The sequence below is a fragment of the Streptococcus oralis genome, assembly GCF_003944215.1.
GTDB lineage: Bacteria > Bacillota > Bacilli > Lactobacillales > Streptococcaceae > Streptococcus > Streptococcus oralis_BI.
This window is the reverse complement of the sequence record NZ_RJVZ01000016.1, coordinates 1-26,393: the sequence shown is the minus strand read 5'-3', so window position 1 is coordinate 26,393 and position 26,393 is coordinate 1. Positions and strand designations below refer to the sequence as shown.

Here is a 26,393-nt window from a genome sequence, read left to right as displayed (position 1 = left end):
GGATTTTCTCACTCCCAGATTGTATGCTGGGCTCTTACTCCGTATCGATTAGGGGACTGGTCACTATTGAAATTCGCCACAAATTGATAGCTATTCCATAGCACGTAGTCGGCAGTTTGCAGTCTCAGACTGAAGTAGGTGTCCTGTTTCACTTCTTTAGCGTCAGCAGGTTTCAGTGAAAAGATATCTGTTAATTTCTTTGTTTTAAAGTCATTGATTGTAAGTTTGGAGAGGTCTTGGTTATTAATGTTAACTTGGGATAGTTGCGGGCTCTCTGCTGAGATTTCATAGTATGTAACCACGCAGTTCGCGAGCTTATCAGTGTCTTTCCACTTTGGTGTAATGCTCATAAGACCGTAAGATTTACCATCTCGGACTATTTCAAGCAGTTCTCCATAGTAGAAGTGGTCATTGCGCTTGTTCACAATCTCGCTCTCAGGATTTTTTCCAGTAAAGCTGAACCCCTGGTCCAGTAGTTCTGAAGCTCTTGTTTCTCCGACCACTACATTGATCTTATCGATTTGTATTCCAAAAGGTTGAGCGGGGAAGCCAGTAATGAAGATGCAAAAAGTAAAGATGAAAGTAGTCAAAAAGACAGCACCAACAACCGCATTGGATGATGAATAGCGGTGATGGTTTTTCCTTGGGCGCTTTACTATAAATAACATTAAGTTGATAAGGTTTCTAAACAGCATACTTGCTACAACAATGGCAAATTGAGCCTTTAAACAAGTATAAAGAGCTGCTGAAAAATTGTCCATTTTAACATACAGCGCCACTAAAGTGAGGATATTAGCCAGAACAAAATAGAAAATAAATAGGTTTACTTCTTTGAGAGCATTCCTATTGGTGATGTCTTCATATTCAATATGGTAGCGTCCTTGAAAACCTTGCCCAAACTGATACATCCACTTAGGAACTTCTTCGCCGGAGCTAACGGCACTCGCCAGTTTAAAATAGAGATAAATCGTACAGACTAAGAATAGGAAAAAAATAAAATAAAAAGTCAAAGCAAATATAAAAAAGCCCATCGCTATTCTCCTTTTTAAACTATAATCCACATTTTGGATACACCTTTATTATAACACTTTATAGGGAAAACATCTGAGGATACAATAAATCAGGCAAAAACTAAACCTGAGCGAAATTGAGCTTATATAAAAATGCCATTCAACATAGAAATTTTGGAGGAAAAACAAATGGGAATGATTGCTAATTATAGATATATCAATGATCAGTATTTACATCAAATGAAAAGTTTTAATGCGGAAGAAGATGATCAATTTGAGGTAGTAGAAGAGGAAGCAGAACTTTTACTTGATATAGATAAAATGTGGGATGTTCTTCATTTTGTGCTTACAGGGGTTGGAAGTTCAAACCCTAGTCGGAATGATCCTTTGAGCGTGGCTGTTTTGGGTGTGGCACCCCTTGAAAATGTTGCAGAATATATTGCTTATACAGAAAAAACAAAAGTAGTAGAGATTTGTTCAGCTTTGGAGAACTTTGATATTGAAGAAGCCATGGCGCATTTTAGTATGCAAGCTTGTAAAAATGCAGATCTTTATCCTGATATTTGGGATTATGATGACGAAGAGGAAGAGATTAAAGAAGAAATCTGCGAGTATTTCCAAGCAATAAAAGATTTTTACAAGAAGATTTTAGAGCTCAATGGTAATGTCATGGTCACTATTTGTTAAAAGGTTTATCAAACGTTTCTAAAAGAATAAAACAGCTTGAGGCAAAAAAATGGATAAAGAAGATTTACAAAAAGCATATCTTGACTTGGAAAATGAAAGCTTTCCTTCTGGTAAAAGAATCAAATTTGTAGCTAATTTGGGTAGTTCCCAAGAAATCGCATATCATTATGAACTGATTTGCAAAGATTGGAATGAAGGTAGAAACCTGCATTTAGAAGGTAGCTTTGATAAACATGGAAGAGAGGGATTAGAGTTTCTATTTGAACAGTTGGATGAAGTTAAAGAGGAAAAACAAAGTGTATTGACTGCGTATCTTATAGCAGAAATCCTTTCTAAATCAAAGTATCGAGATTTTTATTGGTCGCTTTGTGACCAACTGATTCCTATTCTCATTTCACTTTTAGATATAAAGAATACTATTTTTCGTCAAAAGGTGGTCATAGCTTTAGGTTGGGTAGGAACAGAAAAAGAAATTGGTCTTTTGACAAGACAAATGCTAGGTGATGGAGATGCTCTTTGTCGTGCATGGTCTGCGACAAGTCTCATGCAACTGTCCTTTCATAGGGTAAAAGCAGAAATTATATCCAAAAAAGCAAAGTCCAGTTTTATTCAAGCTATTACCGAAGAAAAAGACCTCTATGCTTGTGGTATGATGATAGAAGCAGCTCAACTATTATTTGGCAAGAGATGGATACCATCTTCTGCAGTAGAAAATATGGATCTTGAAAAAATAGAAAAGGCCAAAAAATCTGCTATTAGATTTCTAAGTAAGCATTAGGGATCAATTATATAGAAACATTCGAGAGTTATTTGATAGATAAGTTTCTGCAGCTCTAAAACTACAAAGAAACATATTATCAATATCATCACCTGAAATGTATAAATGTTGTGGTCATCATTGTTTCTTTCAACATAGTAAGCCTGCAGTACACTGAAACTACAGGCTTTTGTCGTTTAAGTGGTATAATAAAAGAAAAACGAGAAGTATTTTATACATAAAGAGTTTCAAGCTCCAATATTAATAGAGGATGGTAATAGATCCGTTTGTGGCTATCTATTCAGATGTCTTGACTGTAAAAAATATCATGTCTGGGTAGATGCGGATTAGGAAACTAGTGTAAGCTGGCCAAGAAAGGTTCAAATTATAAGAGAGGATGATGGCATTGGAGAATTTGGAGATTTTTGAGATTGCAAGCAAATACTTTCTAGGACAAATGACTGATCTTAAAGACTTGTTGGTCAGAAAAATCAATAAATTAGACAGTATGGATTGGGTATATAATAAAGGAAGCGTAAAAACTTGCAAAGCTGATGAAACGGGTCGAAAGATGAGATGTAAGGTTGGATTGAAATATGGTCTAAAAGTCGAATTATCTATTGATGAAGCAGAGCTGATCTGGGAAGCGTTTCAGAAGTTTTTTAAAGAAAGCTATTTCGAAAAGATTGAAAGAAACAGAAACAATGAAGAATTAGGAAGATACGAATTTATTGCAAGGACTCCTAAAGGATATGAAATTGAGTGTAGAATTTATCTAGCTAATGAATGGAATATTCCTCAGATTTCGATTTCAGGCTTTGTCTCTTCTCGCTATAAGAATTGCGATTTTAGCAAGTAATGGAAAAGATGGGTAGAAAAGGTGAGATATGAAGCACTTAGACCGGGACAATATGCAAAAAAGCCTTGAGGCCTTGTATGTTTTGGATGATTTTTTAACAGATCCATCCAAAGATTATCTGAGATTGATACGAAAGAAAGAAACGGACCTTACTAACCGATACAGCATTGATAACGGTGCTGGGGATTCTTTGGATGTGATTTTTGCAGAAGAAGTGGTCTTGATAAAGGGATTTGATCATGAAAATAGTCTCAATCAGTTTGCAGCTGACCAATGGAATCAGAACATTATCGACAGAATTTATGAAGGTATTGACGAAAAATGGCTGAATCTTTTAACTTTGAAGGAAAGGGAAGAAACGACATTTTGTATCTGGTATGATGGTGCAGTTCATCAAAATAATATTGAGAATCATAATGATGGAGCCTGGCTATTGGCCTACATCTTTGACACGTTCGAACGATTTCAAGAATTTGTGACAGAATATTATTCTTTTGAATTTGATGATCAGTTACTGACAAAACTCTATACTGATGGTAGTCTGTCTGATAGAGAATTGGCAGAACTGACACATGAATATCGAGGTTAGGAAATAATGGAACTGACGTTAAAAAGCACCCCAGAAAAATACAAAAAAATGGTGGTGAAACTCTTATCCCCTTATTGGAATTATTACAGAAATTAACCTTTTTGGAAGAAGAAATCTATGAACGCAACAAGGGACTCGATGCTGAAAAAGGACTACTCAAGATACCTTCGCATCAGATCCATCCCAAATGGAAGGAATTGATGGACGAATATCATCAACGCTATCTGGCTTTCCTTGATGGTTGTGTCAGCGAGAAACTCTTATCAAAAGGGGCTAGGAACTCCTATGGCCATCCAAGTGAGTATTCGTATTTACAAGGAGAAAATTTTTCCGTTTGGTTTACCATGCGAAAAGGGGATCTGGCAACGGTCATACCATACTATGGGGAAGCTTTGGAAATGAAACATAAGTTTGTGCTTAGGTTGATAGATGGCAAATGGTTGATTGATGAGAAATTCTATGGATTTGGCGATGAAAAAAACATGGCATGTCGATATGCTCTGAAAAAAAGTCCTATGTCCCCTTCTGTAATAATCACAAATTATCTAGACTGTAATTCCTTGAATTAGAAGACTTTTAATTCGTTCTCCAAGCTTTAGACGAGGTTTTATATGAAAGGCAATATGCGAAAGGATTACCTCTATCGGTATCTACTCTACAGATTTGAAAAAGAAACTTTCAAGAATAGTGCTCTGGAAGGGATCAATCAAGAGACTAAAGAAAGAATCTGTCAGCAGGCTACAAAAACCACCAGACGGATTAGTGTATTTGTCGGTCTGGTCTACTTGATTCTGTTTTGCTTGATAATTATCTGGCTGAATGCGAATTGCTCCCAAAATCCATTTTTTCTATGGTATCAAGGTTACATAGAATCACTATTTCCATTGATCAATGGTGATTGGGGGAGTAGTTGGATTGAGAAAAAAGGGACGATATTATGGATTGCTATCAAGGCTTTCCCCATATTTGTTCTTAATGGAGCGCCCTTTCTTTTGCTTGTGCTACTGATTGCGAATAGAACCTTGAAAAAGAAATTAAAGGTTGAATGTATTAACTAAGGAGAAAATTGAGATGGGTAGAATAGTTGTAATCAGTTCGCTAACTTTTCTTGCATTGGCATTTTTGGGGATTGGACTCGGAATGTATTTCTTCCTCAAAAGGCTGGTAGTGAATGGGAAATCCGTCTTAGACGAGCCAGTAAATGAACAAACTCTTACAGATAAGATGGGGCTTGGCGAACTTCTAGTTTACTTGTCGATGATTGCGATTGCTGGTGTTTGTGTAGTACAAATAATGAGTAGGGGTGGAACTGGTAATGCTATCTTGGCCAGAATTGTCATCCTACCGCCGATTATGGCACTTTTTAATGCCAGAAAACGCACGGGCAAAGCTATGATTGCGCTTGTGGTTTCTTTTATGGTGGCTTTATTTCTTATGATAGCTTATGGTCAGATAGGGTTGCCACCAAAAGCACCAGAATTGACGATAGATGATAAGCCAATCACGCTAACACAAACAAGTGTGAGTGACCTTCTAAAAGAAGGTTTTGACATCTACATCAGGGAGAATGACATCTTTAGTAACGATTATGATGAGGCTCTTTCTTCGGGGAAAATCAAAAAATATCAGGCTGATAAGAGTATTTTTATCGAAAAAGGTTTTCATCGAGATAGCAATGCTGTGTCGTATGCTCCCTATCTTCTTGGCAAAGATGGTTTGATTCTTGGAAGTATTGCCTTATACGGGGATGAAATAAAAGAGACTGCCTTAGAGGACTGTAGAATTATCCAGTTTAAACTAGATGAAGATCGTATCAAAGCAGCAAAATCAAAAGCTATCTCCTATAAGCTGGATGGTGTGGATTTACTGACTAGAATTGAAGAAGGAACCATGCGAACAACCTTTGGTGATAAATTATGGTCAGTTCCGCCTACACATCCTGTAGACTCGACCCAACTATGGTATGGTATCCAGTGGAAAAGTCCCAGTGACCACCTATTTTGGAATGAATATTTTTCCTTGATTCGTTTGGATGAAAACTACCATATGATAGATTTTGAGCTAGTTGGAGAAGTAGCGCGTGATGATTAGTGAAATGAAGACCTACTAAGTTTTTTTGATGTTATTCTATTTGTACTTTGGTCAGGATTAGTATATAATCTACCATAGAGTCATTTACTAACTAGGAGAAGAATCATGGAATTAAAAGATTTTACTGAAAAAGAACAGGAAATGATAAAGCAGGGACTGACAACATCTGAAATTAGCGATAAGGAAACCGCTGCGAAAATCCTTGCCCTAGTACCTCAGGAATGGATCAAACGCATCCCATTTTTTGTGAGAAAACACGCAACAACTCGGACAATAAAGCGAATTTCCATCGAACATCCAGAGCTCTATGCAGTTGCCAAGAGAAGTGGTGAGATTCCTGAGAAGGAACGAGAAGAATTGCGCCAAATCATTACAGATATTTTCCAGGAAAAAATGGATAAGCATAAGATTAAATAATATTCTTTTATAAAAATTAGTTGCTATAAGCCTGTCTTACAAAAATGTAAGATAGGCTTTTTAAATGTAAGATAGGTGTACGATTATACGTGAAAATGTATGCTATACTCTATGTAGATCAAAAAGAAAGAGGTTTATTATGAATAAATGGAATGCGACACAGTTGAAGTATCTGATGGTGGCAGTAATGGTTCTAGACCATATTCCTCATATCACCGGGATCGTTTCTCCTCTGTGGGAAGGTATTTTCCACGCTATGACCCGTTGTGTAGGAGTTTGGTTTGCGTATATGGCTATGGAAGGTTTTATCCATACTCGAAATCTGAAAGACTATCTCATCCGTCTCTGGAGTTGGGCGCTTATCATGTTTGCTGGAAATAGCCTCCTCAATGCCCTATTTGCATCTAAAGGAGTAATGGTCACTAATAACATTTTTCTGACTCTGGCCATCGGTGTCACCATGCTTTGGCTTGGTTTTCCCAGAAAAGAGTTGGATAAAAAAGAGAAGTTGTGGCGTCGGATTGGACTTGCTGGTCTCTTGATTTTCGGTTGTCTTTTTACTGAGGGTGGTATCACCATGCTACCATTTCTCTTGATTAGTTACTCTTGTAGAAATCGTAAGGGATTGCGAAATCTCCTCTATACTCTACTTTGGGCCTTCCTGTTAGTGACTTCTATCCATACCTATGATACTTGGTACCAAACCCTAGAAATGATGCTTTACAATTCTGACTGGCTCTTTATCACCGTATTTCCTTTTATGGCACTTTATAATGGACAGCGAGGAAAGGAAACTAGCTGGAGTAAATATTTCTTTTATATTTTCTACCCAGCCCATTTATGGATTATTACCCTGATTGCTTATTTGGTTAAATAGATTCAATATTCATTAGCTCCTTCTTGCTTAAAATGTGAGAGAAGTTTTTCTGTATCTGGAATTCCTAACAAAACATGTTATAATAGTTTTAGAAAGGACGAGGTTTATGGCGAGCATACTTGTAATTGAAGATAATAATGAAATCCAGGAAATCTTAAGAACCCTTCTTGCAGAGGAACACGAGGTGATACAAGCCTTTTCTGGCACAGAAGGTATCATGCAATTTGATAAAGGAGGCATTGATCTCGTTTTGCTAGATATCATGCTCCCTGGGAAAAATGGCGACCAAGTCTTGCAAGCCATTCGACAAACTAGTCAGACTCCGGTCATCATGCTCACTGCTTTAGGTGATAAAAAGCTCATCAGCCAATACCTACTAGACGGCGCCAATGATTATGTAGTAAAACCTTTTGATTTGAACGAAGTCTTTGCCAGAGTCACTGTACAATTACGCCAAAGTGGTGAACATCAGTCAGAAGATCGAAGAGAAATTGATAATCTCGTACAAAACTTTAAAAATATCCAGTTCGATGCGGATAGTTTTGAAATAAGTAGCACAACTGAAACCATTCGCCTTGCAAAGAAAGAGTGCCAGATTCTTCAAATGTTGCTCCATCATCCTAAAAAAATCTTCACCAAGGAAGAACTCTATGAATTGATTTGGGAAGAAAGTTACCTGCCTGGAGATAATACGCTCAACACTCATCTAAGCAATCTCCGTAAAAAACTGCATCAACTGGATCCAAATCATGAGTACATTGAAACCATTTGGGGAGTTGGTGTTCGATTAAAAGGAGACAAGCAATGATTTATATTTTGCTATCAATATTGCTCCTCATTAACATCATTTTTGCAATTTCTTTGATTCGCTATCATCTAGCAGTTAAAGATTTAAGCAGACAAATCGAAGAAAAGATTCGCTCTGGTAGTATGAAGAGGATCGGTGTAAATTTCTTTTCAAAGACCATTTTGCGTCTACATAACCAAATTGAGAATCTATTTCAAGAAGTGGAACAGAATCAGCTCATCATGGAGCATGAAAAACGCACCCTAGATATGGCAATCAGTAACATCGCTCATGATATTCGGACACCTTTAACAATCGCTTCAGGATATACTCAGCAACTAATAAAAAATCCTGAATCTAATCCAGAAACGTTAAACAAGATAGCCCATCACCTTGATTTGGTTTCCAAACGTTTAGAGGCTCTCCTTGAATATCGTCATTTGATGGAAGGAGCAGTAAAACCGAAACTGGAAGAATTTGATTTATCAAGTTTTATAACAAAGAAGACTTTAGCCTATTACGACGTTTTTCAATCTTCGCATATTGATCTTGATTTTAACGTTGAACCAGGTTTGAAAACGACGACTGACGAAGACTTGCTGGATAGAATTTTACAAAACCTCCTTGGAAATGTTCTCAAGCACGGCAAGAAAAAGGCTCGGCTTTCTTTGAAAAAGAGAGAAAAAGGGCTTGTTTTGGAAATTGATAACCTTGTTAAAAAACCTATCAAGAATATAAATAATCTCAGCAATCGTTTTTATTCTGAAAATCTATCAGACACAGAGGAATCCTCTGGTTTAGGTCTCTATATTACTGAGGAATTGGTTCATCTTCTTGGAGCGGGTATGAAACTAGCCACTGATGGAGAATGGTTTTCGGTCTTTATTTACTTTTAACAGAAGAAATCTCCTCTATATCCTAGAGGAGGTTCTTTTTATAAACTTTTCTTCTTGAAAACAGTCAGTCCACTGAGAGAGAAGAAAAGTATGATAGCGATGCAAACCGTTATGGTATAAAGAATAGCTTGACTATCAGCAGTCATGGCATAGGCAAAATCTAGAATTAAATATCGTAGAATTTCAATGTCTGGGAAAACAAGCATTGGCGTAGAAAGAATGATAGAGGTAACTAGATAGCCAATAAATGCGGCAAGATAAGAATGAGTCACATAGAGAATGAAGGAAACAATCGAAAGCCAAGCAAGGAGGCAGAGAAATTGAAGGAAAATCGTTAAGAGGAGGTTTGTAATAAAACCATCAGGCATCGTACCAAGTCCGTTTAGTAGAGTTGAGGGAACAAAAGCAATCACAAGGCTGGCGATGAGCTGTAAGAGAGCGATACTTGCTAGTACAAAGGATTTAGCAAGGAAAAACTCTGTACGAGAAACGCCAACAGTCAAACTATTTTTATAGAGCTTGCCGATTAGATCAACTCCTAGAACTAGACATGCTAGAACAATGCAGAGAAAAACGAGGTTTGAACCATTGCTGGACGCGTTGATTAGAGCTTCTATCCCATTCCAACCATGGGTTGGAGTCTCTGGTGGTGTTGTATTTACTGCCATTAGATGTCCTGTAGCACCAATAGTAGCACCCAGTAACATAAGTACAAAGAGAATGAATTCTGTAATCCAGAATCCTTTGGAGCGAAAAAGACGGTAAAAATCTGCTTGAATGGTATGTATCATGATTTTTCTCCTATTCTACCAATTGTGTGAAGTATTCTTCTAGGTTTTGACGGGCAAAGTAAATCTCATCAATAGCAACATCGGCTAAAGTTAGTTGCTTGAGAATCTGTTTGACATCTTGTTCATTACCAAAGATATGGATTTCATTTTCAGGATTGACAACCTTAAACTGGAGCTGGATTTGTTCTTTCAATACCTGACAAGCTCTTTCTTTATCGCTTGTTTTAAGCACAATATAATCCTCACTCAGTGTTTCAAACTCAGCTTTACTGATTTCACGGATAATCTTACCTTGGTCCAAAATTCCAAAGCGATTAGCTAGGAGGTAGAGTTCTGATAAGATATGGCTAGAGATGAGGATAGTTATGCCTTTTTCTTGATTGAGCCGCTGGATCATGAGACGAAATTCTTTGATTCCAATTGGGTCGAGGCCATTAATGGGTTCATCAAGAATCAGGAAATCAGGTTTGGATAGAAGGGCAATGGCGATGCCAAGCCTTTGTTTCATTCCTAGCGAGAAATCACGAAAGACTTTTTTACCTGTATCTGACAAACCTACATAATCCAGTGTTTCTTGAATCACCTTATCAGCATTTGGAATATGACGTATCATACAATAATATTTCAGATTCTGGTATGCTGTTAAGTGATTGTGAGCTACAGGTGATTCGATAACAGAACCTACTCGAGATAAGGCCTTGGTCCACTCATTTTGTTCTTTGCTAGAAAAGAGAGAAACTGTACCTTTGTCCGCAAACAATAATTGTGTAATGATTTTGATAAGAGTGGTTTTACCTGCTCCATTTTTTCCAATTAGACCATAAATATCTCCCTCTTTTATCGTTAAACTAAGATCTTGAAGAATAGCTTGTTGGCCGAATTGTTTGGTCAGTCCATGAATTTCGAGTACTGTTTTCATGATTTTCTCCTTTTGATTTGTTTTACTAACTTTAGTATAAGGTATAGAAATCAAAGAAATATCAAGTAATTCTAAAGAGTTTCTAAAGTTTTGTGATTCTTAAAAAAACAAAACCCAGTTGACATGAACTGGGCTTCTCAATTATAAAATATACTTCTCAATGGCACGCGCAACGCCTTCTTCTTCATTGCTAGCTGTGACGTCATTAGCAAGGGATTTGACATGGTCGCTGGCATTTCCCATAGCAATGCCAAGTCCTGCAAACTGAAGCATTTCGATATCGTTATTGGCATCGCCCATGGCCATAATCTCTGAGGGCTCAATCTTCAAAATCGCAGCTAGTCGAGAAAGAGCAGTAGCCTTAGTAGTCCCAAGAGGCATGGCTTCATAAATGACAGGCTGCGAACGAACTCCACTAAATCGTTGGCAGAGTTCCTCAGCAAACCGCTGCTCAAAATCGTCTGTTTGCTCTTTGGTGCCTAAAAACATGCCTTGGAACATCCGATACTTGCCACTAGTCGCGTCCTCAAGGGAGATTTCAGTCAGGTCTGAAAAGACTAGCTTGGCATCATTTTGAACAATTTCATTTGGCTTGCCACCGAGGACAAAATAATGTTTCTCATCAAAAAGAGTCAACTGGACGTCGCTTTTTTCAGCTAGGTCATAGAGATATTCAATGTCAGCTGGACTGAGTTCTTGCCAGTCAACTAGACTCCAGTCACTGGTCTGGTGGGTTGAACAACCGTTATTAACAATGACATACTCATTCTGGAGGTCCAGTCCCAGTTTTTTGTAGTAGGGGAGGACACCGAAAAGCGGGCGACCCGTACAGAGAACCAGTTTGACACCTTTTTCAATGGCTTGGTGAATGGCAGTGATGTGGGCTAGTGGGATTTCCTTGGCTTCATTGAGGAGAGTTCCGTCCATATCCAAGGCTAGTAGTTTAATCATAAGACTTCCTTTTCTAGGTGTTTTGCTTTTATTATAGCATATAGACTATAAAATGNCTGACAGAATTGTAACATTCGACTTTCCTTTTCTTGAAAAACAAAATAAATTCTTATATAATATGTATACTTAATATTTAAGGAGGAATAATGTCAAAGTATCACTTTAATTCAATTTACAAAAATGATGAAACAGAGTCTACAGGTCTTCTGTTCATCAAAGTCTACAACAAGTGGGAAAGCAACTTAAAAAGAGTCTTGAAATCAGTTGGCCTCACTTTGCCTCAATTTATCGTTTTGACTTCGCTCTTGTTTTTGAGCAATAGAGAGGATTATGTAACGCAAGTTGATATTGCTCGGTTCACTGGTATGGATGTTATGACGGTTTCCCAGATTGTTAGGCTACTGGAGAAGAAAGACTACATTAAACGTGATCAACATCCAAAGGATAGTCGGGCAAAACTGGTCTCAGCGACGAAGTCTGGCGCGGAGAAGGTCAATCAAGCTTTACCTTTAGTAGAAGGTGTTGATGAAAAATTTTTTGAAAAACTATCTAACGATAGAGAAGTTTTTAATCGCTTTTTAGTAGAGTTGGAGGATAAAAATGCCTAGATATTGGGTAGGAGTTGTTTCGAAGAACCATGTTTTAAGAGGAGTTGAGGGAAATTTTTGTCAGGTCTGTCATGGAAAGGGCGGCCCCTTAAATCGTATGAAAAAAGGTGACTATCTTTTATACTATAGTCCAAAATACGATATGAATGGTCAAGATAAGTTACAGGCTTTTGTGGCCGTAGGTAAAATTATAGATGACAAAGCCCATCAAGTAGAGCAATTTGAAGGATTCTTTCCCTTTAGACGAAATGTCGATTATTATCAACCAGTCAAAGATTGCTCCATAGAAATAGCCAGACAACATCCTGAATGGAAAGACTATACTTCTCGACTTCGTTATGGACATTTTGAAGTTTCCAAAGACTTTTTCCTCTATATCTTTCAGCATATGAAAGTGGATGATGAAGCATGATTGATTTGCAAATTAAATGATTGTCAACTAGAATTTTGGATTTGGACTGTGAAGCGAACTTTGCTATAATAGAGTAAGAAACTTTGATAAACCAAACGAGGCAGAGATGAAATTACTTTATACTGATATTCGGACTTCTTTGACTGAAATCCTAACCAGAGAGGCGGAGGAGTTAGTTGCTGCTGGCAAGCGGATCTTCTACATTGCCCCCAACTCTCTTTCTTTTGAAAAGGAACGCGCCGTGCTGGAATGCTTGTCCCAGCAGGCTTCTTTTGCGATTACTGTTACGCGTTTTGCTCAAATGGCTCGTTACCTGGTTTTAAATGATTTGCAAGCTAAGACGAGCCTAGATGACATCGGGCTTGGGATGGCTTTTTATAAATGCCTTGCCGAACTAGATCCCAAGGACTTGCGAGTTTATGGTGCTATTAAACAAGATCCTCAATTTATCCAGCAGTTGATTGAACTTTATCATGAGATGACGACTGCTCAGATGAGCTTTTTGGACTTGGAAAGTTTAACAGATGAGGATAAGCGAGCAGATTTACTCTTGATTTTTGAGAAAGTGACTGCCTATCTTAATAAAAGCCAGTTGGCTCAGGGAAGTCAGTTGTCCCATTTGATTGAGGCTATTGAGAATGACAAGGTAAGTAGTGATTTTAGTCAGATTGCCTTGGTTATTGATGGATTTACCCGTTTTTCTGCCGAGGAAGAGCGTGTAGTGGATCTGCTCCATCGAAAAGGTGTCGAGATTGTTATTGGGGCTTATGCAAGCAAGAAAGCCTATATCAGTCCGTTCACTGAAGGGAATCTCTACCAAGCCAGTGTGGAATTTCTTCATCATTTGGGGGCAAAATACCAAACAACTGCTCAGGATCGTTCTCAGACACATGAGAAAATGGATAGTTTTGACAAGGCCTCTCGTTTGCTAGAATCTTCTTATGACTTTTCAGAATTAACATTGGAGGTTGATGAGAAAGACCGTGAAAATCTGCAAATCTGGTCTTGCTTGACGCAAAAAGAGGAGTTGGAGCTGGTAGCCCGCAGCATTCGTCAGAAATTACATAACCATCCAGAACTGAGTTACAAGAATTTCCGTATTCTGCTAGGGGATGTGGCTTCTTACCAGTTATCACTGAAAACCATTTTTGACCAGTACCAGATTCCTTTCTATCTTGGTAGAAGTGAATCCATGGCTCATCATCCCTTGACCCAGTATGTGGAGTCTATTTTACGTTTAAAACGCTACCGTTTTTGTCAGGAGGATTTAATCAATCTTCTTAGAACAGGTTTATATACCGACCTTAGTCAGGCAGATATTGATGCTTTTGAGCAATATCTCCGTTACCTTGGCATCAATGGCTTGCCAGCTTTTCAGCAGACCTTTACCAAATCCCACCACGGAAAATTTGATTTGGAACACTTGAATGCCCTTCGTCTGCGAGTTTTGGAGCCACTTGAAACCTTATTTGCCAGTCGGAAGCAAAAGACTGAAAATCTCTTGCAAAAGTGGAATACTTTTCTAAAAAATGCTGCTTTAAGCAAGCAGATGCAAGACTTGACAGCTACCATGGAAGCTCTTGAACAGGAAAGACAAGCCGAAGTTTGGAAGGCTTTCTGCCATGTTTTAGAACAATTTACGACGGTCTTTGCAGGTTCACAAGTTAGTCTGGAGGATTTCCTAGCCTTGCTCCATTCTGGAATGAGTTTGTCCCAGTATCGCACCATTCCAGCAACTGTTGACACCGTTCTGGTGCAGAGTTACGATCTGATTGCCCCTCTGACTGCTGACTTTGTCTACGCCATTGGACTGACTCAGGATCATTTGCCAAAAATCGCGCAAAATACCAGTCTTTTGACAGACGAAGAAAGACAAAACCTAAACCAAGCGACTGAGGAGGGAGCGCAATTACTGATTGCAAGTAGTGAAAACCTCAAGAAAAATCGCTACACTATGCTTTCCTTAGTCAACGCTGCTCGTAAGGAGTTGGTGTTGTCCGCTCCAAGTCTTCTCAATGAAAATGAGAGCAAGGAATCGGTCTATCTTCAGGAACTGGTGAGTTTTGGATTTAGCCGGATAGAGAAGAAGATTCATCACAAAGGGCTGTCTAAGGAAGATATGGGTTCTTATCACAGTCTCTTGTCTAGCTTAGTTGCCTATCATCAGCAGGCAGGTTCTAGTGAAAATGAAAAAGATGTGACCTTTATCAAGGTTCTAGCGCGTGTGATGGGGAAAAAACTTGATCAAAAAGGTCTTACAAATCCAGCCATCCCAACCAGTCCAAGCAGCAAGCCATTAGAAAAAGATACCTTGCAGGCTCTCTATCCAGCTGACAAAGAGTTTTACCTGTCTACCTCTGGTTTGACGGAGTTTTACCGCAATGAATACAGTTATTTCCTCCGTTATGTCTTAGGTTTGCAGGAAGAAGTGCGCCTGCGTCCTGACGCACGTAGTCATGGGAATTTCTTGCATCGTATTTTTGAACGTGCCTTAAAACTGCCTACTGAAAATCCTTTCGACCAACGTCTGGAGCAAGCTATTAAGGAAACCAGCCAAGAACGCGAATTTGAAGCTATTTATCAGGAAAGTTTGGAAGCCCAGTTTACCAAGGAAGTTCTTCTCGATGTCGCGCGGACAACTGGCCATATTCTCCGCCATAATCCAGCCATCGAAACCATCCAAGAGGAAGCAACATTTGGCGGCAAAGACCAGACCTTTATTCAATTGGATAATGGTCGCAGTGTTCATGTGCGAGGCAAGGTTGACCGTATTGATCGCCTGAAAGCAGATGGTGCGCTAGGAGTGGTGGACTACAAGTCTAGTCTGACTCAGTTCCAGTTTCCTCATTTCTTCAATGGGCTTAATTCCCAGTTGCCAACCTATCTTGGTGCCCTTAAAAAGGAAGGGGAGCAGAACTTTTTCGGCGCTATGTACCTAGAAATGGCTGAACCTGTCCAATCTTTATTAGCTGTTAAAAATTTGGCTGGAGCAGTAGCAGAAGCCAGCAAATCAATGAAATACCAAGGCCTCTTTTTAGAAAAAGAAAGTAGTCATTTGGGCGAATTTTACAACAAAAACAAGGTCAATCAGCTGACAGATGAGGAGTTCCAGCTCTTACTAGACTATAATGCCCATCTTTACAAGAAAGCAGCTGAGAAGATTTTAGAAGGCCAGTTCGCCATCAATCCCTATACCGAAAATGGCAGAAGCATTGCCCCGTACGTTCAGCAACATCAAGCCATTACAGGATTTGAAGCCAATTACCATTTGGGACAAGCCCGTTTTCTAGAGAAGTTAGAGCTAGCTGATGGCAAGCGTCTGGTCGGAGAAAAACTCAAGCAAGCTTGGTTTGAGAAAATGAGAGAGGAGTTGAATCGATGAAGCCCATTTCCTTTTTTACTGAGGAAGAAATTCAAAAACTGCAAGAAGCAGAAGCGAATTCGAGCAAGGAACAGAAGAAAACAACCGAGCAAATCGAAGCCATTTATACCGCAGGGCAAAATATTCTGGTCTCAGCGTCTGCTGGTTCAGGGAAAACCTTTGTCATGGCAGAGCGCATTCTGGATCAGTTAGCGCGTGGTGTGGAAATTTCTCAACTCTTTATCTCAACCTTTACTGTCAAGGCTGCTACTGAACTAAAAGAACGCTTGGAGAAAAAAATAAGCCAGCAAATCCAAGAAACCGATGATGTTGATCTCAAACAACACTTGGGACGACAGTTGGCAGATCTGCCAAACGCGGCCATTGGAACCATGGACTCCTTCACACAAAAGCTTCTCAGCAAACATGGCTATCTGATTGATATTGCACCGAACTTTCGTATTCTACAAAATGAAAGTGAACAGCTAATCTTAAAAAACGAAGTTTTTCATAAGGTTTTTGAAGACCATTACCAAGGTGAGAATAAAGAGAAATTTAGTCGTTTGGTGAAGAACTTTGCTGGGCGAGGAAAGGATGAACGAGGTCTGCGCCAGCAAGTCTACAAAATATATGATTTCCTTCAATCCACTAGTAATCCTCAAAAATGGCTTAGTGAGTCTTTCCTCAAAGGATTTGGAGAAGCTGATTTTACTAGTGAAAAAGAAAAACTAACTGAGAAAATCAAGCAGATGCTTTGGGATTTGGAAAGTTTCCTCCGTTATCATCTGGATAATGATGCCAAGGAGTTTCCCAAAGCTGCCTATTTAGAAAATGTGCAGTTGGTTCTGGATCAAATTGGCTCCTTAAATCAAGAGTCCGATAGCCAAGCTTATCAAGCAGTGCTTGCGCGTGTTGTCGCCATCTCTAAGGAGAAAAATGGTCGTGCTCTAGCCAATTCCAGTCGTAAGGCTGAATTGAAGCCACTGGCTGATGCCTATAACGATGAGAGAAAGGCTCAGTTTGCTAAACTAGGACAACTGGCGGACCAGATAACGATTCTCGACTACCAAGAGCGTTATCATGAAGACACCTGGGAGCTAGCTAAAACTTTCCAAACCTTCATGAGTGATTTTGTGGAGGCTTATCGTGAACGTAAACGCCAGGAAAATGCTTTTGAATTCGCTGATATCAGTCATTACACCATTGAGATTTTAGAGAATTTCCCACAAGTCCGCGAGGCTTATCAGGAACGATTCCACGAAGTCATGGTCGATGAGTATCAGGATACCAACCACATTCAAGAACGAATGCTGGAATTGTTGTCGAATGGTCACAATCGCTTTATGGTGGGGGATATCAAGCAGTCCATCTACCGTTTCCGTCAGGCAGATCCACAGATTTTCAATGAGAAATTCCAACGCTATACGAAAAATCCTCAAGAAGGCAAGTTGATTCTTCTTAAAGAAAATTTCCGTAGTAGTTCAGAAGTGCTGTCAGCAACCAACCATGTATTTGAACGTCTCATGGACCAAGAGGTCGGCGAAATCAACTATGACAGCATGCACCAGCTTGTTTTTGCTAATACTAAACTGACTCCTAATCCAGACGACAAGGCAGAATTTCTCCTCTACGATAAGGACGATAGTGGGCAAGAGGAGGAAGAGAGCCAAACAGAAACGAAACTCACTGGGGAAATGCGTCTAGTCATCAAGGAAATCCTGAAGCTCCATCAAGAAAAAGGTGTAGCCTTCAAAGAAATTGCCCTTTTGACTTCCAGTCGTAGTCGCAATGACCAGATCCTCCTCGCTCTGTCAGAGTACGGGATTCCTGTTAAAACCGACGGCGAGCAAAACAATTATCTCCAATCCCTAGAAGTACAAGTCATGCTAGACACCCTTCGTGTCATTCACAATCCCTTGCAAGACTATGCCTTGGTTGCCCTTATGAAGTCTCCTATGTTTAGCTTTGATGAGGACGAGTTGGCACGCTTGTCCCTTCAGAAAGCAGCTGATAAAGTCCAAGAGAATCTTTATGAGAAACTTGTTAATGCTCAAAAACAGGATACCGTCCAAAAAGACTTGATTCACACAGAACTAGCTGAAAAACTAGATCAATTCATAGATATTTTGTCTTCTTGGCGCCTGTATTCCAAAACCCACTCTCTCTATGACTTGGTTTGGAAGATTTATAATGACCGTTTTTACTATGACTATGTTGGAGCCTTGCCAAACGGTCCAGCCAGACAGGCCAATCTTTACGCCCTAGCTCTGCGAGCTGACCAGTTTGAAAAGAGTAATTTCAAGGGTTTGTCGCGTTTTATACGTATGATTGACCAAGTCCTAGAAGCCCAGCACGATCTCGCAAGCGTAGCCGTCGCACCGCCTAAAGATGCCGTGGAACTCATGACCATTCACAAGAGCAAAGGGCTGGAGTTCCCTTACGTCTTTATCCTCAACATGGATCAGGACTTCAACAAGCAAGATTCGATGTCAGACGTCATTCTCAGTCGTCAAAATGGGCTTGGTGTCAAATACATTGCCAAGGTAGAGACAGGAGCAGTGGAAGCACACTATCCTAAAACCATCAAACTCTCCATTCCCAGCCTAACTTATACGCAGAATGAAGAAGAATTGCAACTGGCTAGCTATTCAGAGCAGATGCGTCTGCTGTATGTTGCCATGACGAGAGCTGAGAAAAAGCTCTATCTTGTTGGCAAGGGTTCTCGTGAAAAGCTGGAAGCAAAGGAATACCCGGCAGCTGAGAGCGGAAAATTAGGTAGCAATACCAGATTGCAATCCAAGAATTTTCAAGATTGGATTTGGGCTATCATCAAAGTGTTTGCCAAGGACAATCTCAACTTTAGCTATCGCTTTGTTGGTGAAGATCAGCTTACCAGAGAAGCTATTGGTGAATTGGAAAACAAGAGTCCTCTCCAAGATAGCTCTCAAGCAGACAATCGCCAGTCAGAAACCATCAAAGAAGCTCTGGAAATGCTGAAAGAGGTGGAAGTTTATAATACTCTTCACCGCGCAGCCATTGAACTACCAAGTGTTCAAACCCCAAGTCAAATCAAGAAATTCTACGAACCTGTTATGGATATGGAAGGGGTAGAAATTACTAACCAAACTCAATCACCGGAAAAGCAAATCAGCTTTGCTTTACCTGATTTTTCAACTAAAGCAAAGGTAACAGGAGCTGAGATTGGTAGTGCAACCCACGAACTGATGCAAAGAATTGACCTTAGTCAGCAACCAACACTTGCTAGCCTGAAAGATACTCTTAAACAAGTTCAGACTAGTCCAGCTGTAAGAGACAAGATCAATCTTTCTAAAATTCTCGCATTCTTTGATACAGCACTTGGTCAGGAAATTCTCGCTAATACCGGCCATCTCTATCGCGAGCAACCTTTCTCCATGCTTAAACGAGACCAAAAGAGTCAGGAAGACTTCGTTGTCCGTGGGATCTTGGATGGCTATCTGCTTTATGAGGATCGCATCGTTCTTTTTGACTACAAGACTGACCGTTATGATCAACCAAGTCAACTCATAGACCGCTACCGTGGTCAGTTAGCCCTATACGGAGAGGCTTTATCTCGAGCCTATTTGATTGAAAATATTGAAAAATACCTAATTTTACTCGGTAAAGACGAGGTTCAAGTTGTAAAAGTATAATTTATACTCTTCGAAAATCTCTTCAAACCACGTCAGCTTCACCTTGCCGTATGTAAGGTTACTGACTTCGTCAGTTTCATCTACAACCTCAAAGCAGTGCTTTGACCAACCTGCAGCTAGCTTCCTAGTTTGCTCTTTGATTTTCATTGAGTATTAGAAAGGAGACCTCATGACACTTCCAGTTAGAAAATCTCTGCACGATGCGGTTTTACAGGCTTCAAAAGCCGATACTTGGGATCAAGCTACCAAGGAATGGAATGAAGTTTCCTTGATTTTTAATGGCATTGGGCGCAGTAATTGTATCTGCGGAAATGCCATTAAATACTCTTACGAACTCTTTAATACTGTCACAGGCCAACGCCTTTTTCCGATTGGCAGTGATTGTGTTCGTCATTTTCATCGACTGACTTTAGACCAGCAACTGGAAGAGGAGGAAAAACTGCTCAGAAAGGTTGAAAATCTGACTAGAAAAGTTAAAAAAAAGGGAAAAATCAAGGTAAATAAAAGCGATTTTGACGAACGACTTCTAAAATGGTTTTGGGGGAAAGGTGTTTTCAAAGCCAATCGCGGCAATCAATTCGCGCCTGAGAAAGATTATCAGCTCTTCCTAGAAGTCTTTCAAGGCGGAAGTTGGACCAAGGCAGAGCCAAAGAAAAAGGCTCGTATGGAAGAAGTGCTGGAAAAGTGTATCAAACCTTTTTTACTTGGTAAGACCGATGACCAACTCTACCTTGTCAAACTAGGCAAGGAGAAAATCGACTACGAGCAGCATTTACGGATTCAAGCAGAGAAAGAACGCAAGAAAAGAGATAAAATCGCTAAGCAATACGCAGACAATCTCATTCTTGCCATGGGTCCTGCAGAACGAGCCTATCAAGATTACTTTGGCTTTACAGAAACCCTAACCCAAGAAGAACGAAAGTGGGAAAAAATCCTCTTTGGTAAAAATAGAGAAGAACGGGCTATCAAGGCTAAACAAAACCAAAAGGAGCTGGAAAAGGATCAGCGAATTGCAAATCAAGATCCGATTGAACGAAAGCAGAAACAAACTTGGCTTCTTAATTCTTATTTCCGTGAGCTTCCTGAAGAAAAATCCCGATTTGCTCGGCTCTTATTAGAATATCGAAAAAGTGGTGAAGTTCCCTTTTCAGATGATTACTTATCTGAGCATCTCATCGACTTTTTCTACAAGATGAAAGCCTTTGAGTTTGAAATTGCACCAGAACAAGTCCGTGATTTTCTAAAAGAATGCCTTCAGCTAGAACATCTATCATCTGCACAAGAAAGCTGGATTAGAGGAATTCTCCTCAATTGCCTTCACCCATTTTTAGATAGGTTACTCATATAGAAAAAATCCTACCTTGTCTATGCATGGTAGGATTTATGTATCTTCAAAAATGTATTGGTAAAGTTGGACGACTTTCTGAAAACATTGTGTGTCCATTCTTGTTATTTTTTGAGCATTACGCATCCGAAAATCAAATGTATATAGTTGAAATGGATTGACAGCGCCATCTACCTTATCCGACGAGACAGGAACGAGCAAGCCTTTCTCTGCCAAACGTTGTTGGCCATGAGTGATGGGACAGACAGCCACAAAACCAGTTTGCAAGGCATATTCTCTCCTAGAAACTACCAAGGCAGGTCGCCGTTTCTGGATTTCTCGACCAACTGATGGATCAAAGTCAAGCCAAATGATATCTTGCTTCTCAGGAATATAGTCAGATTTCGCTATCAAGTGACCTTACCCCTTCAAAATCATTTGTCATTCTCAAATCAGTAATCCCATCAAAGGGATCTTTTAATTTTGGAGCTAAGACAATGACTCCGTCAATCCCTTTGTAGACAACCATTTCTTGACCTTCTGTCATACCTAAATTTTTAGGAATGGTCACAGTGAGAGAATTCCCCACCTTCCGAGTCTTTACTGTATTCATTGCTCTACCTCCACGAATTAGTATACACTAAGTATATACCTGTTAGCAAAAAAAGTCAAGCAAATGTTTAATTACATAAATTAAGTTATGTGCTATAGTGTGGTTTTATTTTAGTCAAAGCCTGTGCAAAAGCACCTAATTTATGATAGAATAGATGGTGAGAAAGAAAACGTTTTATTACGTTTTTTTAGTCGGAAGGAGAAAATATTATGGCTACTATTCAATGGTTTCCGGGCCACATGTCTAAGGCTCGGCGACAGGTTCAGGAGAATTTAAAATTTGTTGATTTTGTGACAATTTTGGTGGATGCTCGGCTACCCTTATCTAGTCAAAATCCTATGTTAACCAAAATTGTTGGTGATAAACCCAAACTTTTGATTTTGAACAAGGCAGATTTGGCTGATCCATCAATGACTAAAGAATGGCGTCAATATTTTGAATCACAGGGGATTCAAACACTGGCTATCAATTCTAAAGAGCAAGTGACTGTAAAAGTTGTGACAGATGCGGCTAAAAAGCTCATGGCTGATAAGATTGCACGCCAGAAAGAACGCGGTATCAAAATTGAAACCTTGCGGACCATGATTATCGGAATTCCAAATGCTGGTAAGTCAACTCTCATGAACCGTTTGGCTGGGAAAAAGATTGCAGTTGTCGGCAATAAACCAGGTGTTACCAAGGGGCAACAATGGCTCAAAACCAATAAAGACCTTGAAATCCTAGATACACCAGGGATTCTTTGGCCTAAGTTCGAAGATGAAACCGTCGCTCTAAAACTAGCCTTGACTGGAGCTATCAAAGACCAGTTGCTTCCTATGGATGAGGTGACCATTTTTGGTCTCAATTATTTCAAAAAACATTATCCAGAAAAGCTAGCTGAACGCTTCAAACAAATGAAGATAGAAGAAGAAGCGCCTGTTATCATCATGGATATGACACGTGCCCTCGGTTTCCGTGACGACTACGACCGCTTTTACAGCCTCTTCGTCAAGGAAGTCCGTGATGGAAAACTCGGTAACTATACCTTAGATACATTGGACGACATCGATGACGACGATTAAAGAAATCAAGGAACTTCTTGCGACTGTCAAAGACCTAGATAATTCTCTTTTTCTTGAACTGGAAAAAGATAGCCGAACTGGAGTTCAAAAGGAAATCAGCAAGCGGAAAAAAGCCATTCAGGCAGAACTGGATGAAGACCTTCGTTTGGAATCTATGCTTTCCTATGAAAAGGCGCTTTATAAACAAGGATTAACCCTAATAGCAGGCGTTGACGAGGTCGGCCGTGGTCCACTTGCTGGACCTGTGGTCGCTGCAGCGGTAATCTTGCCTAAAAATTGTAAAATCAGAGGCCTCAACGATAGTAAAAAAATCCCAAAAAAGAAACATTTGGAAATTTTTCAAGCCGTTCAAGATCAAGCATTGGTAATCGGCATTGGAATCATGGATAATCATGTCATCGACCAAGTCAATATCTACGAAGCAACCAAGCTTGCTATGAAGGAAGCAATCTCTCAGCTCAGTCCCAAGCCTGAGCACCTCTTGATTGATGCCATGCGGCTTGATTTACCAATTTCCCAAACAGCAATTATCAAGGGAGATGCTAACTCGCTCTCTATCGCAGCTGCGTCCATAGTGGCCAAAGTAACACGAGATAATTTAATGAAGGATTACGACAATCAGTATCCTGGATATGATTTCACTGCAAATGCTGGATATGGAACAGCAAAACACTTAGAAGGTCTCAATAAACTAGGAGTTACTCCCATTCATCGAACCAGTTTTGAACCGATAAAATCACTGGTTGCAGCAAATAAAGAAAGTTAAATTGGAGGAAATGATTATGGAGGAACAGTCAGAAATACTCCGATCCAAGAAAGAATTTGCCTTTGCCTCAAGTACCATATTATCCCAAGTTGGGCGAGGGATTATCGTCGGGCTAGTTGTCGGGCTAATCGTCGGATCTTTTCGTTTCTTAATCGAAAAAGGCTTCCACCTGATACAAGGCCTCTATCAAGATCAAGCGCACCTAGTGCGCAATCTTTTTGTCCTTGTTCTGTTTTACATACTCATCTGCTGGCTCAGTGCTAAATTAACTCGCTCAGAGAAAGATATCAAAGGATCAGGGATCCCACAAGTTGAGGCCGAATTAAAAGGACTCATGTCGCTTAATTGGTGGGGTGTTCTCTGGAGGAAATATATTCTAGGTATTCTAGCTATTGCTAGTGGACTCATGCTAGGTCGAGAAGGGCCAAGTATTCAACTTGGAGCAGTTGGTGGTAAGGGCATTGCTAAATGGCTCAAATCGAGTCCAGTTGAGGAACGTTCCTTAATTGCTAGTGGTGCTGCAGCAGGATTAGCAGCTGCCTTTAATGCACCAATTGCAGGCCTCCTCTTTGTAATAGAAGAAGTCTATCATCACTTTTCACGATTTTTCTGGGTTTCCACTCTAGCAGCCAGCATTGTAGCAAACTTTGTCTCTCTACTCATATTTGGCCTAACACCCGTACTGGATATGCCTGACAATATCCCTCTCATGACTCTAGATCAGTACTGGATTTATCTTTTCATGGGTATTTTTCTCGGATTATCAGGTTTTCTTTATGAGAAAGCTGTGCTAAATGTCAGCAAAGTATATGACTGGCTTGGTCAAAAGATCCATTTAGAAAGAGCTTATTATCCAATCTTAGCTTTTATCCTTATCATACCAGTAGGGGTTTTTCTACCACAAATTCTCGGTGGGGGAAATCAGCTTGTTCTTTCCCTAACTAAGGAAGATTTCAGTTTCCAAGTTCTATTAGCTTACTTTTTGATTCGCTTTGTTTGGAGCATGGTTAGTTATGGAAGTGGTCTTCCAGGAGGAATCTTCCTACCAATATTGGCCCTTGGTTCCTTACTTGGTGCCCTAGTCGGCGTCATTTGTGTGAATCTTGGTCTTGTCAGTCAGGAACAATTTCCAATATTTATCATTTTAGGAATGAGTGGCTACTTTGGAGCAATATCCAAGGCTCCCCTAACAGCCATGATCCTTGTAACCGAAATGGTAGGAGACATTCGAAACCTCATGCCCCTTGGACTTGTAACCTTAGTAGCCTACATTATTATGGATCTACTAAAGGGTGCTCCAGTATACGAAGCCATGTTGGAGAAAATGCTGCCAGAAGAAGCGACAGACGAAGGAGAAGTAACTCTTATCGAAATCCCTGTTTCAGATAAAATTGCAGGAAAACAAGTCCATGAACTCAACTTACCACACAACGTACTCATCACCACCCAAGTCCATAATGGCAAAAGCCAAACAGTTAACGGCTCAACTAGAATGTATCTGGGTGATATGATTCACCTGGTGATTCCAAAAAGTGAAATTGGGAAAGTCAAAGATTTGTTGTTGTAATTTATTTTACATAATTTATTTTATGTAAAATAAATTTGAAAGGATTCTCTATGAAAAGAAGTAAGACAATTGCGGTATATTTGCTAGGTACATTTAGCCAAATAGTATCAGTTTGTCTCCTTTTCTTTTTCTTGAATCATTTTTCTGTTCATTCCAGTCTATTAACTGTTTTAGGAATCATTGTTGGTGGGATTTCTTCAGCTCTTTGGGGAATAATTGTTGCAAGTCACTATTTTCATATTCATTTTAAGAAGATCGTAAAAGATTTTTTTAACATCCATATTAGTTATAAACATTATTTATTATCTTTTTTCCTAATTATCCTTGATTTTTCTTTTCTAATGTTTGGTGGGAAAATAATAGAATTTAGCTGGTATCTCCCATTTTTGATGTTCTTCAAATTTATTGTCTTTGGTGGTATAGAAGAGATTGGATGGTGATATGTCTTTCAACCAATTTTACAAGAGAAGTTGCCGTATTTTCACTCAACAATCCTAACCTTTTTCAGCTGGGCGATTTGGCATCTGTTGTTCTTTTACATAGATGGTTCCCTAGCAACTCTGCAAATTCTACCGTTTTTATTTGGATTGCTGACAAATTCTTTCATACTCTCGGCACTTTATATCAAAACAAAGAATCTTTGGATTTGCGTTATGACTCATTCGATCATTAACGTCTTGTCTCAGCTAACCATAGATACTGATCGATACGAAACTTACCTGATTAAAATCTTCGTCATCTTGATATCCTGCTATATGGTAATAAATAAAAAAGATGAGTATAGTCGGTAGCTAATTTTGTTGGAAACAGTATTATTCTTTGGAAAAGTTATTTGCTAAGGAGGACATACATCATAATGAAAATACGCGATATTCTATATAATTTTTATGGCGATTTTGATTTCATTGAAGAAAAATACAATGAAAAATACGAATTGGCAAAAAAACACCGAAAAAAGAAGGATATTTTACCGTTTTCTGAAAAAAAGACAAAGACCAGGATAACAAGAATGTTCCTTATACCAATGAAGATCTTGGGACTGAGCTGATTATCGTTGTCATCGATAAAGATAAGGTGGAACTATTTATTATTCCAAAAGAGGTGGCTATTCATAAAAAATTCTCTCAACAACAAATTGCAAAGGAAAAATGTCTATGAGATTTTATCCTCCTTAGTGCACAAATTTAATTAAAACAGCTCTAGCAACACAAAAATGGCAATTGAAATATTATAGAGAAATTGACAAACAAGCATAAGTTATTATCATTTTTCCGGATTACATACACACAAAGACCTGTTTCTTATAAAACTAAAAGTTTATGTACAATTGACTTAAGATGGTCTAAACCCTTGATAATATTGAGATAGAAGCATGAAAT

At 39.3% G+C, this 26,393-nt stretch carries 25 protein-coding genes and 2 pseudogenes; 21 read left to right on the top strand and 6 right to left on the bottom strand.

Annotation, left to right across the window (positions count from 1 at the left end; genetic code table 11):
- Positions 1-8: 8 nt before the first annotated feature.
- Positions 9-1,031: a hypothetical protein gene (locus D8804_RS08665; protein ID WP_125399507.1), complete on the bottom strand. Its 1,023-nt coding sequence runs from the start codon at positions 1,029-1,031 to the stop codon at positions 9-11.
- 168 nt (positions 1,032-1,199) lie between these two features.
- Here D8804_RS08665 and D8804_RS08660 point away from each other — a divergent pair, with 168 nt between their 5' ends.
- The 11 genes from D8804_RS08660 (at position 1,200) to D8804_RS08605 (ending at position 8,970) form a co-directional block, all read left to right on the top strand.
- The gene (locus tag D8804_RS08660; RefSeq protein ID WP_125399506.1) at positions 1,200-1,697 is read left to right on the top strand and encodes a YfbM family protein; all 498 of its coding nucleotides are present in this window, start codon (positions 1,200-1,202) and stop codon (positions 1,695-1,697) included.
- 49 nt (positions 1,698-1,746) lie between these two features.
- The gene (locus tag D8804_RS08655) at positions 1,747-2,475 is read left to right on the top strand and encodes a HEAT repeat domain-containing protein (protein WP_125399505.1); all 729 of its coding nucleotides are present in this window, start codon (positions 1,747-1,749) and stop codon (positions 2,473-2,475) included.
- A gap of 379 nt (positions 2,476-2,854) precedes the next feature.
- On the top strand, positions 2,855-3,313 hold the full coding sequence (locus tag D8804_RS08645) for a hypothetical protein (RefSeq protein WP_221763053.1): 459 nt from the start codon (positions 2,855-2,857) through the stop codon (positions 3,311-3,313).
- A 28-nt stretch (positions 3,314-3,341) separates the two neighbouring features.
- A complete protein-coding gene (locus D8804_RS08640) occupies positions 3,342-3,902 on the top strand; it encodes a hypothetical protein (protein WP_125399504.1) in 561 nt (186 codons plus the stop codon).
- A gap of 101 nt (positions 3,903-4,003) precedes the next feature.
- Positions 4,004-4,471, top strand: a complete 468-nt coding sequence (locus D8804_RS08635; protein WP_260472348.1) for a hypothetical protein — start codon at positions 4,004-4,006, stop codon at positions 4,469-4,471.
- Positions 4,472-4,513: 42 nt separating this feature from the next.
- On the top strand, positions 4,514-4,960 hold the full coding sequence (locus tag D8804_RS10135) for a hypothetical protein (protein WP_125399503.1): 447 nt from the start codon (positions 4,514-4,516) through the stop codon (positions 4,958-4,960).
- Between the two features lie 13 nt (positions 4,961-4,973).
- Positions 4,974-5,993: a hypothetical protein gene (locus D8804_RS08625; protein ID WP_125399502.1), complete on the top strand. Its 1,020-nt coding sequence runs from the start codon at positions 4,974-4,976 to the stop codon at positions 5,991-5,993.
- A gap of 105 nt (positions 5,994-6,098) precedes the next feature.
- Positions 6,099-6,410 (top strand): hypothetical protein, encoded by a 312-nt coding sequence (locus tag D8804_RS08620; RefSeq protein WP_125399501.1) that lies wholly within the window; start codon positions 6,099-6,101, stop codon positions 6,408-6,410.
- Positions 6,411-6,549: 139 nt separating this feature from the next.
- Positions 6,550-7,287 (top strand): TraX family protein, encoded by a 738-nt coding sequence (locus D8804_RS08615; RefSeq protein ID WP_125399500.1) that lies wholly within the window; start codon positions 6,550-6,552, stop codon positions 7,285-7,287.
- A gap of 106 nt (positions 7,288-7,393) precedes the next feature.
- On the top strand, positions 7,394-8,095 hold the full coding sequence (locus D8804_RS08610) for a response regulator transcription factor (RefSeq protein WP_125399499.1): 702 nt from the start codon (positions 7,394-7,396) through the stop codon (positions 8,093-8,095).
- Positions 8,092-8,970, top strand: a complete 879-nt coding sequence (locus D8804_RS08605; RefSeq protein ID WP_125399498.1) for a sensor histidine kinase — start codon at positions 8,092-8,094, stop codon at positions 8,968-8,970. Before D8804_RS08610 ends, D8804_RS08605 begins: the two co-directional genes overlap by 4 nt.
- 38 nt (positions 8,971-9,008) lie before the next feature.
- On the opposite strand, the gene D8804_RS08600 is transcribed toward D8804_RS08605, so the two are convergent.
- The 3 genes from D8804_RS08600 to D8804_RS08590 all read right to left on the bottom strand — a co-directional run bounded on the left by D8804_RS08600 (position 9,009) and on the right by D8804_RS08590 (position 11,631).
- Positions 9,009-9,761: an ABC transporter permease gene (locus D8804_RS08600; RefSeq protein WP_125399497.1), complete on the bottom strand. Its 753-nt coding sequence runs from the start codon at positions 9,759-9,761 to the stop codon at positions 9,009-9,011.
- Positions 9,762-9,771: 10 nt separating this feature from the next.
- Positions 9,772-10,680: an ATP-binding cassette domain-containing protein gene (locus D8804_RS08595; protein WP_061852292.1), complete on the bottom strand. Its 909-nt coding sequence runs from the start codon at positions 10,678-10,680 to the stop codon at positions 9,772-9,774.
- A 141-nt stretch (positions 10,681-10,821) separates the two neighbouring features.
- The gene (locus tag D8804_RS08590) at positions 10,822-11,631 is read right to left on the bottom strand and encodes a Cof-type HAD-IIB family hydrolase (RefSeq protein WP_125399496.1); all 810 of its coding nucleotides are present in this window, start codon (positions 11,629-11,631) and stop codon (positions 10,822-10,824) included.
- Between the two features lie 146 nt (positions 11,632-11,777).
- Here D8804_RS08590 and D8804_RS08585 point away from each other — a divergent pair, with 146 nt between their 5' ends.
- The 5 genes from D8804_RS08585 to D8804_RS08560 all read left to right on the top strand — a co-directional run bounded on the left by D8804_RS08585 (position 11,778) and on the right by D8804_RS08560 (position 21,031).
- Entirely contained in the window at positions 11,778-12,239 is a 462-nt protein-coding gene (locus D8804_RS08585; protein ID WP_093585388.1) for a MarR family winged helix-turn-helix transcriptional regulator, read from the top strand.
- Positions 12,232-12,651: an EVE domain-containing protein gene (locus tag D8804_RS08580; protein WP_125399495.1), complete on the top strand. Its 420-nt coding sequence runs from the start codon at positions 12,232-12,234 to the stop codon at positions 12,649-12,651. The genes D8804_RS08585 and D8804_RS08580 overlap by 8 nt, the downstream gene beginning before the upstream one ends.
- Positions 12,652-12,757: 106 nt before the next feature.
- Complete coding sequence (gene rexB, locus D8804_RS08575; protein ID WP_125399494.1) at positions 12,758-16,033, top strand: ATP-dependent nuclease subunit B; 3,276 nt, start codon at positions 12,758-12,760, stop codon at positions 16,031-16,033.
- A complete protein-coding gene (addA, locus tag D8804_RS08570) occupies positions 16,030-19,683 on the top strand; it encodes a helicase-exonuclease AddAB subunit AddA (protein WP_125399493.1) in 3,654 nt (1,217 codons plus the stop codon). The genes rexB and addA overlap by 4 nt, the downstream gene beginning before the upstream one ends.
- Positions 19,684-19,852: 169 nt before the next feature.
- Positions 19,853-21,031 carry a hypothetical protein gene (locus D8804_RS08560; RefSeq protein ID WP_125399491.1) on the top strand — a complete coding sequence of 393 codons (1,179 nt, stop codon included), beginning with the start codon at positions 19,853-19,855 and terminating at the stop codon, positions 21,029-21,031.
- Positions 21,032-21,064: 33 nt separating this feature from the next.
- Here D8804_RS08560 and D8804_RS08555 read toward each other — a convergent pair whose 3' ends face one another.
- A complete protein-coding gene (locus tag D8804_RS08555) occupies positions 21,065-21,421 on the bottom strand; it encodes a type II toxin-antitoxin system PemK/MazF family toxin (protein WP_125399490.1) in 357 nt (118 codons plus the stop codon).
- The gene (gene mazE, locus D8804_RS08550) at positions 21,405-21,620 is read right to left on the bottom strand and encodes a type II toxin-antitoxin system PemI/MazE family antitoxin (RefSeq protein ID WP_001098942.1); all 216 of its coding nucleotides are present in this window, start codon (positions 21,618-21,620) and stop codon (positions 21,405-21,407) included. The genes D8804_RS08555 and mazE overlap by 17 nt, the downstream gene beginning before the upstream one ends.
- Positions 21,621-21,829: 209 nt before the next feature.
- On the opposite strand from mazE, the gene ylqF reads away from it, so the two are divergent.
- The 5 genes and pseudogenes from ylqF to D8804_RS08525 all read left to right on the top strand — a co-directional run bounded on the left by ylqF (position 21,830) and on the right by D8804_RS08525 (position 26,270).
- On the top strand, positions 21,830-22,681 hold the full coding sequence (ylqF, locus tag D8804_RS08545; protein ID WP_125399489.1) for a ribosome biogenesis GTPase YlqF: 852 nt from the start codon (positions 21,830-21,832) through the stop codon (positions 22,679-22,681).
- Positions 22,668-23,447 carry a ribonuclease HII gene (locus tag D8804_RS08540; protein WP_125399488.1) on the top strand — a complete coding sequence of 260 codons (780 nt, stop codon included), beginning with the start codon at positions 22,668-22,670 and terminating at the stop codon, positions 23,445-23,447. The genes ylqF and D8804_RS08540 overlap by 14 nt, the downstream gene beginning before the upstream one ends.
- Before the next feature lie 16 nt (positions 23,448-23,463).
- Entirely contained in the window at positions 23,464-25,014 is a 1,551-nt protein-coding gene (locus tag D8804_RS08535) for a ClC family H(+)/Cl(-) exchange transporter (protein ID WP_125399487.1), read from the top strand.
- A gap of 50 nt (positions 25,015-25,064) precedes the next feature.
- Positions 25,065-25,805, top strand: a pseudogene (locus D8804_RS08530) (CPBP family intramembrane glutamic endopeptidase).
- A gap of 65 nt (positions 25,806-25,870) precedes the next feature.
- Positions 25,871-26,270 (top strand): annotated as a pseudogene (locus tag D8804_RS08525) (MepB family protein).
- The last annotated feature ends 123 nt before the right edge of the window (positions 26,271-26,393 follow it).

What these genes read in the sequence shown, in the direction of transcription:
- D8804_RS08665 (WP_125399507.1), bottom strand. Translation starts at nt 1,031, where the DNA reads ATGGGCTTTTTTATATTTGCTTTGACTTTTTATTTTATTTTTTTCCTA.
- D8804_RS08660 (WP_125399506.1), top strand. Translation starts at nt 1,200, where the DNA reads ATGGGAATGATTGCTAATTATAGATATATCAATGATCAGTATTTACAT.
- D8804_RS08655 (WP_125399505.1), top strand. Translation starts at nt 1,747, where the DNA reads ATGGATAAAGAAGATTTACAAAAAGCATATCTTGACTTGGAAAATGAA.
- D8804_RS08645 (WP_221763053.1), top strand. Translation starts at nt 2,855, where the DNA reads ATGGCATTGGAGAATTTGGAGATTTTTGAGATTGCAAGCAAATACTTT.
- D8804_RS08640 (WP_125399504.1), top strand. Translation starts at nt 3,342, where the DNA reads ATGAAGCACTTAGACCGGGACAATATGCAAAAAAGCCTTGAGGCCTTG.
- D8804_RS10135 (WP_125399503.1), top strand. Translation starts at nt 4,514, where the DNA reads ATGAAAGGCAATATGCGAAAGGATTACCTCTATCGGTATCTACTCTAC.
- D8804_RS08625 (WP_125399502.1), top strand. Translation starts at nt 4,974, where the DNA reads ATGGGTAGAATAGTTGTAATCAGTTCGCTAACTTTTCTTGCATTGGCA.
- D8804_RS08620 (WP_125399501.1), top strand. Translation starts at nt 6,099, where the DNA reads ATGGAATTAAAAGATTTTACTGAAAAAGAACAGGAAATGATAAAGCAG.
- D8804_RS08615 (WP_125399500.1), top strand. Translation starts at nt 6,550, where the DNA reads ATGAATAAATGGAATGCGACACAGTTGAAGTATCTGATGGTGGCAGTA.
- D8804_RS08610 (WP_125399499.1), top strand. Translation starts at nt 7,394, where the DNA reads ATGGCGAGCATACTTGTAATTGAAGATAATAATGAAATCCAGGAAATC.
- D8804_RS08605 (WP_125399498.1), top strand. Translation starts at nt 8,092, where the DNA reads ATGATTTATATTTTGCTATCAATATTGCTCCTCATTAACATCATTTTT.
- D8804_RS08600 (WP_125399497.1), bottom strand. Translation starts at nt 9,761, where the DNA reads ATGATACATACCATTCAAGCAGATTTTTACCGTCTTTTTCGCTCCAAA.
- D8804_RS08595 (WP_061852292.1), bottom strand. Translation starts at nt 10,680, where the DNA reads ATGAAAACAGTACTCGAAATTCATGGACTGACCAAACAATTCGGCCAA.
- D8804_RS08590 (WP_125399496.1), bottom strand. Translation starts at nt 11,631, where the DNA reads ATGATTAAACTACTAGCCTTGGATATGGACGGAACTCTCCTCAATGAA.
- D8804_RS08585 (WP_093585388.1), top strand. Translation starts at nt 11,778, where the DNA reads ATGTCAAAGTATCACTTTAATTCAATTTACAAAAATGATGAAACAGAG.
- D8804_RS08580 (WP_125399495.1), top strand. Translation starts at nt 12,232, where the DNA reads ATGCCTAGATATTGGGTAGGAGTTGTTTCGAAGAACCATGTTTTAAGA.
- rexB (WP_125399494.1), top strand. Translation starts at nt 12,758, where the DNA reads ATGAAATTACTTTATACTGATATTCGGACTTCTTTGACTGAAATCCTA.
- addA (WP_125399493.1), top strand. Translation starts at nt 16,030, where the DNA reads ATGAAGCCCATTTCCTTTTTTACTGAGGAAGAAATTCAAAAACTGCAA.
- D8804_RS08560 (WP_125399491.1), top strand. Translation starts at nt 19,853, where the DNA reads ATGACACTTCCAGTTAGAAAATCTCTGCACGATGCGGTTTTACAGGCT.
- mazE (WP_001098942.1), bottom strand. Translation starts at nt 21,620, where the DNA reads ATGAATACAGTAAAGACTCGGAAGGTGGGGAATTCTCTCACTGTGACC.
- ylqF (WP_125399489.1), top strand. Translation starts at nt 21,830, where the DNA reads ATGGCTACTATTCAATGGTTTCCGGGCCACATGTCTAAGGCTCGGCGA.
- D8804_RS08540 (WP_125399488.1), top strand. Translation starts at nt 22,668, where the DNA reads ATGACGACGATTAAAGAAATCAAGGAACTTCTTGCGACTGTCAAAGAC.
- D8804_RS08535 (WP_125399487.1), top strand. Translation starts at nt 23,464, where the DNA reads ATGGAGGAACAGTCAGAAATACTCCGATCCAAGAAAGAATTTGCCTTT.